The sequence below is a fragment of the Caballeronia sp. INML3B genome (assembly GCF_023631305.1).
Classification (GTDB): domain Bacteria; phylum Pseudomonadota; class Gammaproteobacteria; order Burkholderiales; family Burkholderiaceae; genus Caballeronia; species Caballeronia turbans.
This window is the reverse complement of sequence record NZ_JALQDI010000044.1, coordinates 21,911-35,330: the sequence shown is the minus strand read 5'-3', so window position 1 is coordinate 35,330 and position 13,420 is coordinate 21,911. Positions and strand designations below refer to the sequence as shown.

Sequence of the window (13,420 nt, the reverse complement as noted above, 5' to 3'; positions counted from 1 at the left end):
TTGCGTGTCTGCCTCAAAATTCCTCGGCCACCGTGAATTGTCCCGTCGCGGAAGAGAGAAGGGCGCGGTGAGCCTAGACGCGGCCCGCGACCGCGAGCACGTCGAGGAATTGCGTGCCGGCGTCGGCGAGCATGCCGGAATTGTCGATGTTCACGACGCGCGCGTGCGACGGCAATTCGAACGCGGGGCGGCGCGCAAGCCGCGCTTCGATCTGCCGCGCATCCTCGCGTCCGCGGCGCGCGAGACGCGCGGCCAGGACCGAAGGCGTTGCATCGATATGCACGAAGCGCGCGTCGGGATAACGGTCGAGCGCGAGTCCCGCGTGCTGCCGCGAACCGTTCACGACGACGGGCATGCCGCGCGCAAGCCACGCATCCAGTTCGATGCCGATGCCGTAGCGCAGCCCGAGGCTCGTCCAATGCATCGCGAAGAGGCCATATGAAAGCCTCGAAGTGAACTCGTCATGCGACAGCGCGATATGGTTCTCCCCTTCCCCGACCGCGCGCGTGATGTAGCGATGCGCGAACATCACCTGCGCGCCGATGCGTTCGCGCGCGAAGCCGAGCAAAGAGTCCTTGCCCGCGCCCGATGGTCCCATCACGTAGATCAGTTTCGAGCTATCGACTTCGGTCATGCCACATCCTGTGCGTTGTTGAACGGCAGGCGCTGCCACAGCGTGAAGGCCGCGCCCGGCTCGGGTTCGATGAAAAGCGCCGCGCCGTGCACCGGCAGCGGGCCGAGCGCATCGATGCGCCGCATCCATTCCGACACGATCGACGCGCGCGCGTTCGCGTCGTCGAGCGAATCTGAAAGCGTCATGTGAAAGCGATATTCGTCGAAGACATACGGATAGCCCCATGCGCGCAGAAGCTCGACCTGGCGCGCGCTCATGTCCTCGTGAATGCGCCGTTCGAGGCTTTCAGGCGAAGGCGTGGCGCGTAGCCCGGAAAGCGCCTGCAGGGCACTGGCGGCGAGCGTGCGAAGCGTCGCGTCGTCGCTGGCTTCGGCGGGCCGCAGCGCGACGAAGCGGCCCAGTTCGGCCGCCTTGACGCGCATCTCGAAGCGCGGCACTGCGCTTGCCCATGCGCGAGCGCACGCGAGCACGTCCGCGAGTTCGATGCCGGGGGCCATGTGGAAGGGCGCGACGAGCGTCGCGTGCCAGCCGTAACGGCGCGGCGCATGCGTGACGTCATGAACGGCCGTCGCGGTCTCGCGTCCGTTCTCGGGATCGCGCCCGAGCCACTCGCAACCGTCGCGCCACCATGCGGAGGAGGCGGGCGGGGCGTAATAGAGCGCCACGCGCGGATGGGCGGCAACGCTCATAGATCGTGCTCGACCATCAACTGCACGCGGTCCGCCGCGAAATGCGTGATGCCGTATTTGATCGGCACGCCGTTCTCGTCGACATCGACGTTCTCGACCCACAGCACCGGCTGCTGACGATTGATCTGCAAGCGCCGCGCCACGTCCGACGAAGGAAGCACGCTGCCGATGCGGCTCCATTTGCGCGTGTAGTCCTTCACGCCGAACTTCGCAAGCGCAGCGCTGATGCCGCCCGCCGCTTCGATCGACGCGGGCAGATCGTTGAAGCGCGTGGCCGGATACCAGTTACGCGCGTAAGTCATCGGGATGCCGTCGGAATCGTGGCGCGTTTCGATCTGATAGACGAGCGTGCCCGCGCGCACGCCGAGTGCCTTCGCGACGGCCGGATCGGCCTTCACGCGCTCCGAGCTCAACACGACGCCCGCCGACGTGTGCTTCTGGCGGCGCAGGTTCTCCGTGAAGCGCGTGCGGCGTCCGATCTGATAGTCGATCGCGCCCGGCTGCACGAACGTGCCGCGCCCCTGCTCGACGCTGACGAGGCCCGTCGCGGCGAGCCGAAGCATCGCGCGGCGCACGGTATGACGGTTCACGTCGAAGCGCCTGGCGAGTTCGGCCTCGCTCGGCAGACGTCCTTCGTCGCCGAAGCTCTTTGCGGCGATCTCCGCGGCGAGGATCTGCTCGATCTGCCGCCAGACCGCAACCCCCGCGCCGCGCTCGACCGCATGGAGAGGCGCGGCATTTTCGCTGGATGTCATGGCGCTGTCATTCCTGTCGGTTTGAATATCGTTCTTCCGGATTGTAGTGCGCAACTCGTGATGGAAATGTGAAAAGCCTCACTACACGACCAAACGTCTAGACGACTAGATAAGGCGACGAGTAGCATAGGACGGCCGGATCCTTTCGAACATAGGGAAAGCGATGAGTAATTCAATGGAGTCGCGGAACGCTTTCGGCCGCCGTGAATGGATGGCGGTGCTCGCGCGCACGCCGCGCGACGCGCTGAAACAGGCGCTCGATGCGGCGCTCGAAGGCGCGAAGGTGCCCGCTTATGTGTGGCTGCGCGCGCCGGACATCGGGCTTGCGATGGTGCGCGGGCGCATCGGCGGCACGGGCGATGCGTTCAATCTCGGCGAGACGACCGTCACGCGCGCCACGCTGCGTCTCGTGCTCGACGACGGCAGCGCGCCAGTCGGCGTCGCGGTACACATGGGCCGCGACAAGGAGCGCGCAACGCTCGCCGCGCTCGCCGACGCGCTCCTGCAGATGCCCCGCTATGCGGACAAGTTGCAGACGCAACTGGTTGCACCGCTGGCCGCACGCATCGCCGATGAGCGGCGTCGCAAGGAAGCCGAAGCGGCCGCGACCAAGGTCGAATTTTTCACGATGGTGAGAGGCGAATGATGCAGATCGACATGACCCGGCTCGTGCCCGGCTTCAACGACACGGTGCACGACGCGCAGCGCGTGTTCCGCGCGTTGCTCGATGCGCTGTCGCGCCCGGGCAGCATCGTCGCGATCGATGCCGCGTTGCCGAACAATCACGCAATGCGCGATGCGCTCGCCGCACGCGTGCCGCTCGCGGCGTTCGCGTCGCTGCTCGCGCTGACGGATTATTCGACGCCGGTTTTCATCGAGCGCGAAGACGGCGTGCTGGGCGACGCCCTGCGTTTTCACGCGAGCGCGACCTTGACGCGCGATCGCCGCGCGGCCGCGTTCGCCTATATCGACGATGCGCGCGACATGCCTTCGCTCGATACGTTTTCGCACGGCGATCCCGAATCGCCCGAGGACTCCGCGACGTTGTTCATTCGCGTGCCCTCGTTGACCGAAGGCGAACCGCTTGCATGGCGCGGTCCCGGCATCGCGGCGTCGCGCACGGTGGGCATTGCGGGATTGTCGCGCGAGTTCTGGCGCGAGCGCGCGGCGCTCACCGCGCTCTTTCCTTGCGGCATCGATTGCTACTTCGTCGCGGGCGGCTCGCTCGTCGGCCTGCCGCGCACGACGCACGTGGAGGTGAGCTGATGTACGTCGCGGTCAAGGGTGGTGAACGCGCCATCGAACGGTCATGGGACGTGCTCGCGAAAAAGCGTCGTGGCGATGTCGCCGTGCCCGAGCTTTCCGTCGCGCAGATTCGCGAGCAGATGCGTCTTGCCGTCGCGCGCGTGATGACTGAAGGCTCCGTCTACGACGAAGACCTCGCCGCGCTCGCCATCAAGCAGGCGGCGGGCGATCTCGTCGAAGCGATCTTCCTGCTGCGCGCCTATCGCACGACATTGCCGCGCTTCGGCTACACGCTGCCGATCGACACGGAAGCCATGTGCGTCGAGCGCCGCATCTCGGCGGCGTTCAAGGACATTCCCGGCGGCCAGATGCTGGGCGGTACCTACGACTACACTCAGCGCCTGCTCGATTTCACCTTGCTCGCCGAAGGCGAACAAGTTGGCGATGCAACTATCGCGGCGAAGGCTTCCGGCGAAAGCGCGATGCCGCGCGTGCTGTCCATGCTCGACAAGGAAGGCCTCATCGAGCAGGAACGTTCGCACGAGAACGCGCCGCCACCGGGCGATCTGTCGCGCGAGCCGCTGTCGTTTCCCGCCGATCGCTCGACGCGCCTGCAAAACCTCGCGCGCGGCGACGAAGGCTTTCTGCTCGCGGTCGGCTATGCGACGCAGCGCGGCTATGCGCACAGTCATCCGTTCGCGGGCGAGATCCGTCACGGCGAAGTGGCGGTGGAGATGGTCGTCGATGAGCTGGGCTTCGCGGTCGAGATCGGCGATATCGAAGTGACCGAGTGTCAGATGATCAACCAGTTCGCGGGCAGCGGCGATGTGCCGCCGACGTTCACGCAAGGCTATGGCCTCGCCTTCGGTCATTCGGAGCGCAAGGCGATGGCGATGGCGCTCGTGGACCGCGCATTGCGCGCGGAAGAACTGGGTGAGTCCGTTGCTTCGCCCACGCAGGATGCCGAGTTCGTGCTGTACCACAGCGATAACGTGGAAGCGTCCGGTTTCGTGCAACACCTGAAATTGCCGCATTACGTCGATTTCCAGTCCGAGCTGGAGCTGCTTCGCCGCCTGCGTGCGGCGCATGGCGCGGATGACAACAAGGAGAATGCGGCATGAACGCACTCACCGAAGGCTATAACTTCGCGTACCTCGACGAGCAGACCAAACGCATGATTCGCCGTGCGCTGCTCAAGGCGGTGGCGGTGCCGGGTTATCAGGTGCCGTTCGCGTCGCGCGAAATGCCGCTTCCGTATGGATGGGGCACGGGCGGCTTGCAGGTGACGTCGGCGATCATCGGCGAGAGCGATACGTTGAAAGTTATCGATCAAGGCTCCGACGAGACGACGAACGCGGTGAACATCCGCCGCTTCTTCGCGCGCACCGCGGGCGTGGCGACCACCACGCGCACGGCGGAGGCGACCATCGTGCAGACGCGCCACCGCATTCCGGAGACGCCGCTGACGGACAAGCAGATCATCGTCTATCAGGTGCCGATGCCCGAGCCGCTGTTCCGTCTCGAACCGCGCGTGACGGAGTGCAGAAAGCTCCACGCGCTCGCGGACTATGGCCTCATCAACGTGAAATATTATGAGGATATCGTGCAGCACGGCAGCATTGCGACGACTTACGATTATCCGGTGCTGGTGAACGACCGCTATCTCACATCGCCCTCGCCGATCCCGAAGTTCGACAACCCGAAGATGCACATGAACCCTGCATTGCAACTCTTCGGCGCTGGCCGCGAACGGCGCATCTATGCGATACCGCCTTATACGAAAGTGAAGAGCCTGGATTTCGAGGATCATCCGTTCAGCGTGCAGAAGTGGGAGCACGCGTGCGCGCTGTGCGGTTCGCATGAAAGCTTTCTCGACGAGATGATCGTCGACGATCAGGGCACGCGCATGTTCGTCTGCTCCGACAGCGATTACTGCCATAGCCGTCGCGACGACGAAGAGGTCGCGCAATGAACGCACTGCTGAAGGCGACGCGCCTCACGAAGCGTTATGACGGACGCGGCGGTTGTGTCGATATCGATCTCGAGGTCTATCCGGGCGAGGTGCTGTGCATCGTCGGCGAATCGGGCTCGGGCAAATCGACCTTGCTGAATGCGCTCGCGTTGCGCAGCGAAATAGACGGCGGCGCGCTCACCTACACCACGCGCGAAGGGGAGGCGCTCGATCTATCGACGCTTGCCGAAGCACGCAAGCGTCTTCTGTCGCGCACCGAATGGGGCTTCGTGCACCAGAACGCACGCGACGGCCTGCGCCGCAACGTATCCGCGGGCGCGAACATCGGCGAGCCGTTGATGGCGATCGGCGCGCGTCACTACGGACGGTTGCGCGAAACTGCCGCCGACTGGATGAGCCGCGTCGAACTGGATGCGGCGCGCATCGACGAATTGCCTTCGGCGTTTTCGGGCGGCATGCAACAGCGCTTGCAGATCGCGCGTAATCTGGTGACGGGGCCGCGCCTCGTGTTCATGGACGAGCCGACCGCCGGCCTCGATGTATCCGTGCAGGCGCGCCTGCTCGACCTGCTGCGCACGTTGACGAGCAAGCTGCATCTCGCCGCGGTGATCGTCACGCACGACATCGGCGTCGCGCGTCTGCTCGCGCATCGGCTGATGGTGATGAAGGACGGGCGCGTCGTCGAGAGCGGTCTTACGGACCAGGTGCTCGATGATCCGCAACATCCTTACACACAGACGCTCGTCGCGTCCGTGCTGCCCGTTTGAGGTGCGACAGATGACCATGAATGCCTTTGTCACGAACGACACGCTGATGCTGCAGGCACGCGGCATCGAAAAGACCTTTACGCTGCATCAGCAGGGGGGCGTCCGTATTGCTGCGCTGTCGGGCGTTTCGCTCGATGTCGAGCGCGGCGAATGTGTCGTGCTCGCGGGTGCATCGGGTGCGGGCAAGAGCACGTTCCTGCGCTGCATGTACGGCAACTATCTCGCGACGCGCGGCACCATCGCGATTCGTGACGACAGCCGTGCATCGCGCCACGTCGTGCTGACCGAAGCCGCGCCGCACGAGATCATCCGCTTGCGAAACACGACGATGGGCTATGTCAGCCAGTTCCTGCGCGCGATTCCGCGTGTGTCGTCGCTCGATCTCGTTGCGGAGCCGCTCGTGTCGCGCGGCGTGGACGAAGACGAAGCGCGCGCTCGCGCATGCGCGTTGCTCGAACGCCTCAACGTGCCGCGACGCCTGTGGGCGCTCGCGCCCGCGACGTTCTCGGGCGGCGAACAGCAGCGCGTGAACATCGCGCGCGGGCTGATCGCGGCGCATCCTCTTCTTTTGCTCGATGAACCCACCGCGTCGCTCGATGCCGAGAACCGCGACGTGGTCGCGGACCTCATCGTCGAGGCGCGCGAGCGAGGCGCGGCGATCGTCGGCATCTTTCATGACGAGGACACGCGCGAGCGCGTCGCGACCCGCATCGTGCGGCTCGCGAGCGCCGGCGGCGCTTCCGTTCAAACCGATTCCGGAGTGTGGCAGACATGCTGATCAAGAATGCGCGCATCGTGACGCGCGACGAGGAGTTCGCGGGCACCGTGCGTGTCGAGGACGGACGCATCGCCGACATCGCGCCGGGCAATACATCGGCGCGCGATGCCGTCGACTGGGACGGCGACTATCTGCTGCCGGGCTTCGTCGAACTGCATACGGACAACATCGAAAAGCATCTCGCGCCGCGTCCGGGCGTGTTGTGGAATCACGAGGCCGCGATCATCGTCCATGACGCGCAAGTGGCATCCGCCGGCATCACGACGGTGTTCGATGCGCTCGGCGTGGGCTCGCGTCCCGAAGACGGCGTGCGCGGCCGCGAACTCCAGGTGCAATGCGCGAAGTCGATCGGCAAGTTCGTCGAGCGCGATCTCCTGCGCGCCGATCACTTTCTGCATCTGCGTTGCGAAGTGGGCACGACGGATGTCGTCGAAGTGTTCGATTCGCTCTCGTCTCATCCGCTTTTCAGGCTCGCGTCGGTGATGGATCACACTCCGGGGCAACGGCAATGGCAGGACCACGAGAAGTGGCGCAAATATCAGGAGCGTCACGGCAAGTGGAGCGACGAGCACACGAAAAAGATCCTCGCCGAGCTGGCGGAACATCAGGCGCGCTATGCCGCGAAGCATCGCGCGGAAATCGTCGGGCGTTGCAAGTCCCTGAACATCTCGCTCGCGAGTCACGACGACACGCTCGTCGAGCACGTCGAGGAAGCGGCGCGCGACGGCATCGCGCTCGCCGAATTCCCGACGACGCTCGACGCCGCCCGAGCCGCGCGCCACCACGGCATCGCGACCATCATGGGCGCGCCGAACGTCGTGCGCGGCGGCTCGCATTCGGGCAACGTGTCGGCGCTCGAACTGGCGCGCGAAGGGCTGCTGGATATCCTGTCCTCGGACTACGTGCCGTCCAGTCTGCTGATCGCTGTATTCGATCTCGTGAGCAAAGCGGCCTGGTCGCTGCCGCGCGCGGTCGCGACGGTGTCGTGGGCGCCGGCGCATGCGGCCGGCCTGACCGATCGCGGCGCCATCGCGGCGGGCCTGCGCGCGGACTTCGTGCGCGTCGCGTCGGTGGACGGATTGCAGGTTCCACGCGAGACGTATCGCGCGGGACGGCGCGTAGCCTGACACGCCGCGCTTCATTCCCATCCCGCCGATAGCCACAGGTCAGCGCTTCGTCATACGCGGGTAAGCCCGCGTTGACGAAGCGCGAGCTTCTTCAGTACCCTCACACGCGTGTTCGCTATGTGAATCGGTGTTCGTCTAACGAACATTCGCGCCGATTTCCATGCAACGACCGGGTCTGCGGCTCGCACGACAACGACAAAAACGCCGGCGGGAAGCGGTTTCAGTTCCGGGATGCGGCCTTGCGAGGCGCGCGCCCATCATCGAAAAGGGAATGAAGTGAGTAGAAGTCCTGCCGTGAACGTACAGACGTTCATCAACGAGCATCCGTTCTCGCCGTTTCAATGGCTCATCTTCGTGATGTGCTTCGTGATCGTCCTTCTGGATGGTTTCGATACCGCCGCGATCGGCTTCATTGCGCCTTCGCTCGTCAACGAATGGCATATCAGCCGGCCGGCGCTCGCGCCCGTTCTGAGCGCGGCGCTCTTCGGGCTCGCCGCGGGCGCGCTGCTTTCCGGGCCGCTGTCCGACAAGCTCGGCCGCCGCGCGATGCTGCTCTCGTCGGTGCTGCTCTTCGGCGTGGCGTGTCTCGCGTCGTCGTTCGCCGCGGACCTCACGCAACTGACGACGCTGCGCTTCATCACCGGCGTCGGCCTCGGCGCGGCCATGCCGAACGCCGTCACGATGATGAGCGAGTTCTGCCCCGACAACCGCCGCGCGACGCTCATCAATCTGATGTTCTGCGGCTTTCCGCTCGGCGCGGCGTTCGGCGGCTTTCTCGCGGCATGGATGATTCCGCATTTCGGCTGGCGCAGCGTGCTGATGCTGGGCGGCGTGGCGCCGCTCGTGCTGTCGGTGCTGCTCATCGTGAAGCTGCCGGAATCGGTGCGTTATATGGTGGCGAAGGCGAAGCCAGTCGAGAAGATTCGCGCGACGCTCGCGCGCATCTCCTCCGACGCCATGCAGGCGGGCTCGTTCTTCATGACGGAAGCCGCGCCCGCCGCGGCGGGGCAGAGCGGCATGAGCGTGGTGCTGTCGCGCTCGTACATCGTCGGCTCGGTCATGCTGTGGCTCGCCTACTTCATGGGCCTCGTGATCTTCTACGCATCGATCAACTGGATGCCGATCCTGCTGAAGGAATCCGGATTGACGCCGCAGAAAGCGACGCTCATTTCCGCGCTGTTCCCGCTCGGCGGCGTCGGCGCGGTGCTGTGCGGCGTGCTGATGGACAAGTTCAACGCCAACCGCATCATCGCGGCGTGTTATGCGCTCACCGCCGTGAGCGTGTATCTGATCGGTCAGGCCGTGGGCAACGTCGGCATGCTCGTGCTCGTCGTGTTCCTCGCGGGCGTTCTGATGAACACCGCGCAATCGTCGATGCCCGCGCTGGCGGCGGCGTTCTATCCGACGCAGGGACGCGGCACGGGTGTCGCGTGGATGCTCGGCATCGGGCGCTTCGGCGGCATCGCGGGATCGTTCCTCGTCGCCGAACTGACGCGCCTGCATTTCAGCTTCGGCGGCATTTTCGCGACGATCGCGGTGGCGGGAATCGTCTCGGCTGTCGCGCTCCTGATCAAGCAGGCGGCGCATCCGGAGACGGCGATGGCGAGCGACCTCAAGGCGACGGAACCGGTCGGGCATTGATTCGACGCAGTTTCGTGCAGGCATAGCGCCCCGCGTGGCTTCGGTCTCGCGGGGCGTTTTTCTTTGCATGACCCGCGTCGCGCGAGGTCCAGCGCCTCAAGAACGGCATCTGTCTGCCGTTAATTCCCATACGGCTTTCGATCGCAGGGCCACGATGCGCCTTTTCACGCAAACGTAAAACGGCACACGATCGCAAGCCGCACAGCAAGCGCCTGCCCCGGCGCTTTCATCGGCTCCTTCAACCAGATCGTGAAAAAAATATCCTTCAAGACCAAGCTCATGAGCACCGTGGGCTTCGTATGGCTCAGTCTGATTCTTCTGTGCGCGCTCAATGCGATCTCCACGAAACACTCGCTGATGCGCAACCGTGAAAACGCGCTCGCCGAACAGGTTCAATCGGCGACGAGCGTCGTCAGGTTCTATGTCAAGCAGGCGCAAAGCGGCGCGCTGCCCGCGGAAGACGCGAAGAAGCTCGCGATCGCCAGCGTGCGCGCGATCCGTTACGGCACGAACGGCTATCTCGCCATCCTCGATTCGAAGATGTTTCAGGTGCTGAACTCGGTGCGCCCGGACACGGAAAACAAGATCAATGATTTCGTCGACAGCACCGGCAAGCACTTCACCGGCGAAATCGTCAAGCACGGTCTCGACGGCTCGCATATCACGACCTATCTCTATCCGAAGCCCGGCGAGACCGAGCCGCTGCCAAAGATCACATACGGCGACTACGTGCGCGAATGGGACTGGCATATCTACACGGGCGCGTATATCGACGATATCGACACGGCCTTTCATGCGATCGTGCTCAAGTCGCTGCTGCTCATCGGCGTGATCGGCGCGGCGTTGACGCTCGCGATGGCGCTCATCATCCGCGGCGTGCTGAAGAGCATCGGCGGCGATCCGCAGGATGTGTCGATCGTCTGCCAGCGCATCGCGGCGGGCGATCTCGCGCAGGCCGTGCAGGTGAAGCCGGGCGACGATTCGAGTCTCATGCATTCGATGCACACGATGCAGTCGCGTCTCACGCAGACGATCGCGCAGATCAAGCTCGTCGCGGATGGCATCACGGCGGCGTCGCGGGAAATTGCAGACGGTCATCACGATCTGTCTTCGCGTACCGAAGAGCAGGCGGCTTCGCTCGCGGAAACCGCATCGAGCATGGAAGAGCTCACCTCGACCGTGCGCCTCAATTCGGATAACGCCGGCCAGGCGAGCCAGCTCGCGGCGAGCGCGTCGTCGACGGTCGAAAGCGGCAGCGGCGTCGTGCTCGGCGTCGTGGCGACGATGGACAAGATCGCGGGCAGCTCGGAGAAGATCGTCGACATCATCGGCGTGATCGAAGGCATCGCGTTTCAGACCAACATTCTCGCGTTGAACGCGGCCGTCGAGGCGGCGCGCGCGGGTGAGCACGGGCGCGGATTCGCGGTGGTCGCATCGGAAGTGCGCGCGCTCGCGCAGCGTTGCGCGGCCGCGGCGAAGGACGTGAAGACGCTCATCGACGAATCGGTGACGAACGTCACGGCGGGGCAGGATCTCGCGCAGCAATCCGGCGACACGATGAAGCAGATTCTCACGTCCGTCACGCGCGTGAACGACATCATGAACGAGATCTCGTCGGCCTCGTCGCAGCAAACGCAGGGCATCGAACAGGTCGGCGTCGCGATCACGCAGATGGACGCCGTCACGCAACAGAACGCGGCGCTCGTCGAGCAGGCGACGGCCGCCGCTGCCGCGCTCGCCGTTCAGGCCGAAGAGCTGAAGCGCGCGGTCTCCGTGTTCAGAACCTGAACGCCTTTCATTCGACGACACTCCGTTTGCGAATCGTCAGACCGTGGCATGTCGCGTGCTGATTCGTATCGTGCGAACCGGCCGCGGCTCAAGCGTCGCGGCCAGCAGGCAGAACAAGCCGCAAGCATCGCATTTCGCAAACCGCAAACAGGAGTGTCCGATATGAAACGTTTCGCCCTTTCCGCCGCTGCCGGCGCCTTCGCTCTCGTCTGTGCATCCGCTTTCGCGCAGGACAATCCGCCGAGCTCGAGCACGGGCCTGCAGGCCGGCGACAACGCGCAAACGACCACGCAGCACGCGCAGTCGAAATCCCACAAATCCACGCATTCGAAGAAGATGCAGAAGAGCCCGATGAACGCGGGCCCGTCCACCGCGCCGGGCGGCACGGCGGCGCCGAGCGGACCGGGCGCGCCGGTCAGCGCGAGCGGCTCGGGTCAGTAACGGGAAACGCGCGATGAAATGACGAACGGGACGCCGCTGGCGTCCCGTTTGCTTTTGGGCTTTTGATCGACGTCTTACTTCGCGAACAGCGACGACATATCCGCGAACGCCTTGATCTCCACGGCATTGCCCGACGGATCGAGGAAGAACATCGTCGCCTGCTCGCCGACTTCGCCCCTGAAGCGCACATGCGGCTCGATGATGAAGCGCGTGCCCGCGGCGCGCAGTCTGCCGGCCAGTTCTTCCCATTGCGGAACAGACAGCACGACGCCGAAGTGGCGCACCGGCACCGCGTCGCCGTCGACCGCGCTCGTCGAACGATGCCCGGCTTCCTCGGGCGCGAGATGCGCGACGATCTGATGCCCATAGAAATTGAAATCGACCCAGGCGTCGGAGCTGCGGCCTTCCGGGCAGCCGAGCAATTCGCCGTAAAACTCGCGCGCAGCGGCGAGGCTGTGAACGGGGAACGCGAGATGGAAGGGCGGCATGGCGTGCTGGGTCGTGCTCATGGCGTGAATCCTTTAATCGACATGTGGGGAACGAAACCCCAGTGTATTGATAAATAAATCTGTTGAAAAACGATATATTGCGTGAGTCACCTCCAATATTTTCGATGAATCGACATGCTGCGCGAACTTCAGACCTTCATCGCGGTGGCGCGCCACGGTACGTTTGCGGGCGCGGGCGCGCATATCGGCCTCACGCAGTCGGCGGTGAGCGCGCAGATGCAGCGCCTCGAAGCGCATCTCGGCGTCACGCTCTTCGACCGCACCGGCCGCTCCGCGACGCTCAACAAGGCGGGCAGACGCACGCTCGAACTCGCCGACGAACTGATCGCACTGTACGCGCGTCTGGCCGAACCGGAAGGCGAGGACGGGCGCGGCGGCTTGCTTTCGGTGGGCGCGATCGCCTCGGCCCATGCGGTGCTTTTGCCCGAAGCGATCGGCGCATTCCGGCGCGTGCTGCCCGCCTGGCGCATCCGGCTCGTGCCGGGCGTTTCGCTCAATCTGCTGGCGAGCGTCGATGCGGGCGAGATGGACATGGCCGTCATCATCCGTCCGCCGTTCGCGCTGCAGATAGAGCTGCGATGGCGCACGCTCGTCGCGGAGCCGTTCGTGCTGCTCGCGCCCGCCGCCAGGAAAGGCGCTGACTGGCGCGAACTGATCGAAACGGAGCCGTTCATCCGTTATGACCGGCGCTCGTTCGGCGGGCGGCAAGTCGATATGTTTCTGACCAAGCGCCGCATCGCGGTGCGCGACTCGATCGAAGTCGACGAGCTGCCGGGCATCGCGCAACTGGTGGCGCGGGGCCTGGGCGTGGCGCTTCTGCCGGTGTCAGACGGCATCGGTGCGTGGCCGCGCGGTGCGGTCGCGCTCGAACTCGGCGATGCCACGTTCCATCGCGAGATCGGTCTCGTCGAGCGCGCGCGGCGCCTGCGTGCGGACGAGCCGGATGCGGCGACGCGGCTCGCGGGCTGCATCGTCGAGGCGGCGGGGCGTGGCGCGGCGAAAACGCCTGTCGGACGCGCACGCAGGCGGAACCCGGGGCGCGGCATCGCCTAGAATGCGTTGCAGACGCGTTCC

Annotated in this window: 15 protein-coding genes; 11 read left to right on the top strand and 4 right to left on the bottom strand. The window is 65.0% G+C overall.

Translation table 11 applies throughout. The annotated features are described in order from the left end of the window. Nucleotides 1-73 precede the first annotated feature (73 nt). From phnN to phnF, 3 genes are read right to left on the bottom strand one after another with little or no spacing between them, the layout of a single operon-like run. The gene (gene phnN / locus NCS58_RS20480; protein ID WP_061120734.1) at nt 74-634 is read right to left on the bottom strand and encodes a phosphonate metabolism protein/1,5-bisphosphokinase (PRPP-forming) PhnN; all 561 of its coding nucleotides are present in this window, start codon (nt 632-634) and stop codon (nt 74-76) included. Further along, nucleotides 631-1,323: a DUF1045 domain-containing protein gene (locus tag NCS58_RS20475; protein ID WP_061120735.1), complete on the bottom strand. Its 693-nt coding sequence runs from the start codon at nt 1,321-1,323 to the stop codon at nt 631-633. The genes phnN and NCS58_RS20475 overlap by 4 nt, the downstream gene beginning before the upstream one ends. Then, entirely contained in the window at nt 1,320-2,078 is a 759-nt protein-coding gene (phnF, locus tag NCS58_RS20470; protein ID WP_061120736.1) for a phosphonate metabolism transcriptional regulator PhnF, read from the bottom strand. The genes NCS58_RS20475 and phnF overlap by 4 nt, the downstream gene beginning before the upstream one ends. Nucleotides 2,079-2,241: 163 nt before the next feature. Here phnF and phnG point away from each other — a divergent pair, with 163 nt between their 5' ends. The 10 genes from phnG (at nt 2,242) to NCS58_RS20420 (ending at nt 11,837) form a co-directional block, all read left to right on the top strand. Then, a complete protein-coding gene (phnG, locus tag NCS58_RS20465; protein ID WP_061120737.1) occupies nt 2,242-2,724 on the top strand; it encodes a phosphonate C-P lyase system protein PhnG in 483 nt (160 codons plus the stop codon). Beyond that, complete coding sequence (phnH, locus tag NCS58_RS20460) at nt 2,721-3,344, top strand: phosphonate C-P lyase system protein PhnH (protein ID WP_061120738.1); 624 nt, start codon at nt 2,721-2,723, stop codon at nt 3,342-3,344. The genes phnG and phnH overlap by 4 nt, the downstream gene beginning before the upstream one ends. Beyond that, complete coding sequence (locus tag NCS58_RS20455) at nt 3,344-4,444, top strand: carbon-phosphorus lyase complex subunit PhnI (protein WP_061120739.1); 1,101 nt, start codon at nt 3,344-3,346, stop codon at nt 4,442-4,444. Before phnH ends, NCS58_RS20455 begins: the two co-directional genes overlap by 1 nt. After that, a complete protein-coding gene (locus tag NCS58_RS20450) occupies nt 4,441-5,295 on the top strand; it encodes an alpha-D-ribose 1-methylphosphonate 5-phosphate C-P-lyase PhnJ (protein WP_061120740.1) in 855 nt (284 codons plus the stop codon). The genes NCS58_RS20455 and NCS58_RS20450 overlap by 4 nt, the downstream gene beginning before the upstream one ends. Next, nucleotides 5,292-6,062 (top strand): phosphonate C-P lyase system protein PhnK, encoded by a 771-nt coding sequence (phnK, locus tag NCS58_RS20445; RefSeq protein WP_061120741.1) that lies wholly within the window; start codon nt 5,292-5,294, stop codon nt 6,060-6,062. Before NCS58_RS20450 ends, phnK begins: the two co-directional genes overlap by 4 nt. 10 nt (nt 6,063-6,072) lie before the next feature. Continuing rightward, entirely contained in the window at nt 6,073-6,840 is a 768-nt protein-coding gene (phnL, locus tag NCS58_RS20440; protein ID WP_061120742.1) for a phosphonate C-P lyase system protein PhnL, read from the top strand. Continuing rightward, nucleotides 6,834-7,967, top strand: a complete 1,134-nt coding sequence (locus tag NCS58_RS20435) for an alpha-D-ribose 1-methylphosphonate 5-triphosphate diphosphatase (protein WP_061120743.1) — start codon at nt 6,834-6,836, stop codon at nt 7,965-7,967. Before phnL ends, NCS58_RS20435 begins: the two co-directional genes overlap by 7 nt. Before the next feature lie 276 nt (nt 7,968-8,243). Further along, nucleotides 8,244-9,608, top strand: coding sequence for an MFS transporter (locus NCS58_RS20430; RefSeq protein WP_061120744.1), 1,365 nt, complete (start codon nt 8,244-8,246; stop codon nt 9,606-9,608). Nucleotides 9,609-9,857: 249 nt separating this feature from the next. After that, on the top strand, nt 9,858-11,396 hold the full coding sequence (locus NCS58_RS20425; RefSeq protein ID WP_250477508.1) for a methyl-accepting chemotaxis protein: 1,539 nt from the start codon (nt 9,858-9,860) through the stop codon (nt 11,394-11,396). A gap of 162 nt (nt 11,397-11,558) precedes the next feature. After that, a complete protein-coding gene (locus tag NCS58_RS20420; protein WP_061120786.1) occupies nt 11,559-11,837 on the top strand; it encodes a hypothetical protein in 279 nt (92 codons plus the stop codon). 74 nt (nt 11,838-11,911) lie between these two features. Here NCS58_RS20420 and NCS58_RS20415 read toward each other — a convergent pair whose 3' ends face one another. Further along, entirely contained in the window at nt 11,912-12,346 is a 435-nt protein-coding gene (locus NCS58_RS20415) for a VOC family protein (protein ID WP_061120746.1), read from the bottom strand. A gap of 114 nt (nt 12,347-12,460) precedes the next feature. On the opposite strand from NCS58_RS20415, the gene NCS58_RS20410 reads away from it, so the two are divergent. Then, the gene (locus tag NCS58_RS20410; RefSeq protein WP_061120747.1) at nt 12,461-13,399 is read left to right on the top strand and encodes a LysR family transcriptional regulator; all 939 of its coding nucleotides are present in this window, start codon (nt 12,461-12,463) and stop codon (nt 13,397-13,399) included. Nucleotides 13,400-13,420: the final 21 nt, after the last annotated feature.

Bases quoted from the DNA above. Each gene is read 5' to 3' on its own strand.
- NCS58_RS20475 (WP_061120735.1), bottom strand. From the start codon at position 1,323: ATGAGCGTTGCCGCCCATCCGCGCGTGGCGCTCTATTACGCCCCGCCC.
- phnN (WP_061120734.1), bottom strand. From the start codon at position 634: ATGACCGAAGTCGATAGCTCGAAACTGATCTACGTGATGGGACCATCG.
- phnL (WP_061120742.1), top strand. From the start codon at position 6,073: ATGACCATGAATGCCTTTGTCACGAACGACACGCTGATGCTGCAGGCA.
- phnF (WP_061120736.1), bottom strand. From the start codon at position 2,078: ATGACATCCAGCGAAAATGCCGCGCCTCTCCATGCGGTCGAGCGCGGC.
- NCS58_RS20415 (WP_061120746.1), bottom strand. From the start codon at position 12,346: ATGAGCACGACCCAGCACGCCATGCCGCCCTTCCATCTCGCGTTCCCC.
- NCS58_RS20420 (WP_061120786.1), top strand. From the start codon at position 11,559: ATGAAACGTTTCGCCCTTTCCGCCGCTGCCGGCGCCTTCGCTCTCGTC.
- phnH (WP_061120738.1), top strand. From the start codon at position 2,721: ATGATGCAGATCGACATGACCCGGCTCGTGCCCGGCTTCAACGACACG.
- phnK (WP_061120741.1), top strand. From the start codon at position 5,292: ATGAACGCACTGCTGAAGGCGACGCGCCTCACGAAGCGTTATGACGGA.
- NCS58_RS20455 (WP_061120739.1), top strand. From the start codon at position 3,344: ATGTACGTCGCGGTCAAGGGTGGTGAACGCGCCATCGAACGGTCATGG.
- NCS58_RS20450 (WP_061120740.1), top strand. From the start codon at position 4,441: ATGAACGCACTCACCGAAGGCTATAACTTCGCGTACCTCGACGAGCAG.
- NCS58_RS20435 (WP_061120743.1), top strand. From the start codon at position 6,834: ATGCTGATCAAGAATGCGCGCATCGTGACGCGCGACGAGGAGTTCGCG.
- phnG (WP_061120737.1), top strand. From the start codon at position 2,242: ATGAGTAATTCAATGGAGTCGCGGAACGCTTTCGGCCGCCGTGAATGG.
- NCS58_RS20410 (WP_061120747.1), top strand. From the start codon at position 12,461: ATGCTGCGCGAACTTCAGACCTTCATCGCGGTGGCGCGCCACGGTACG.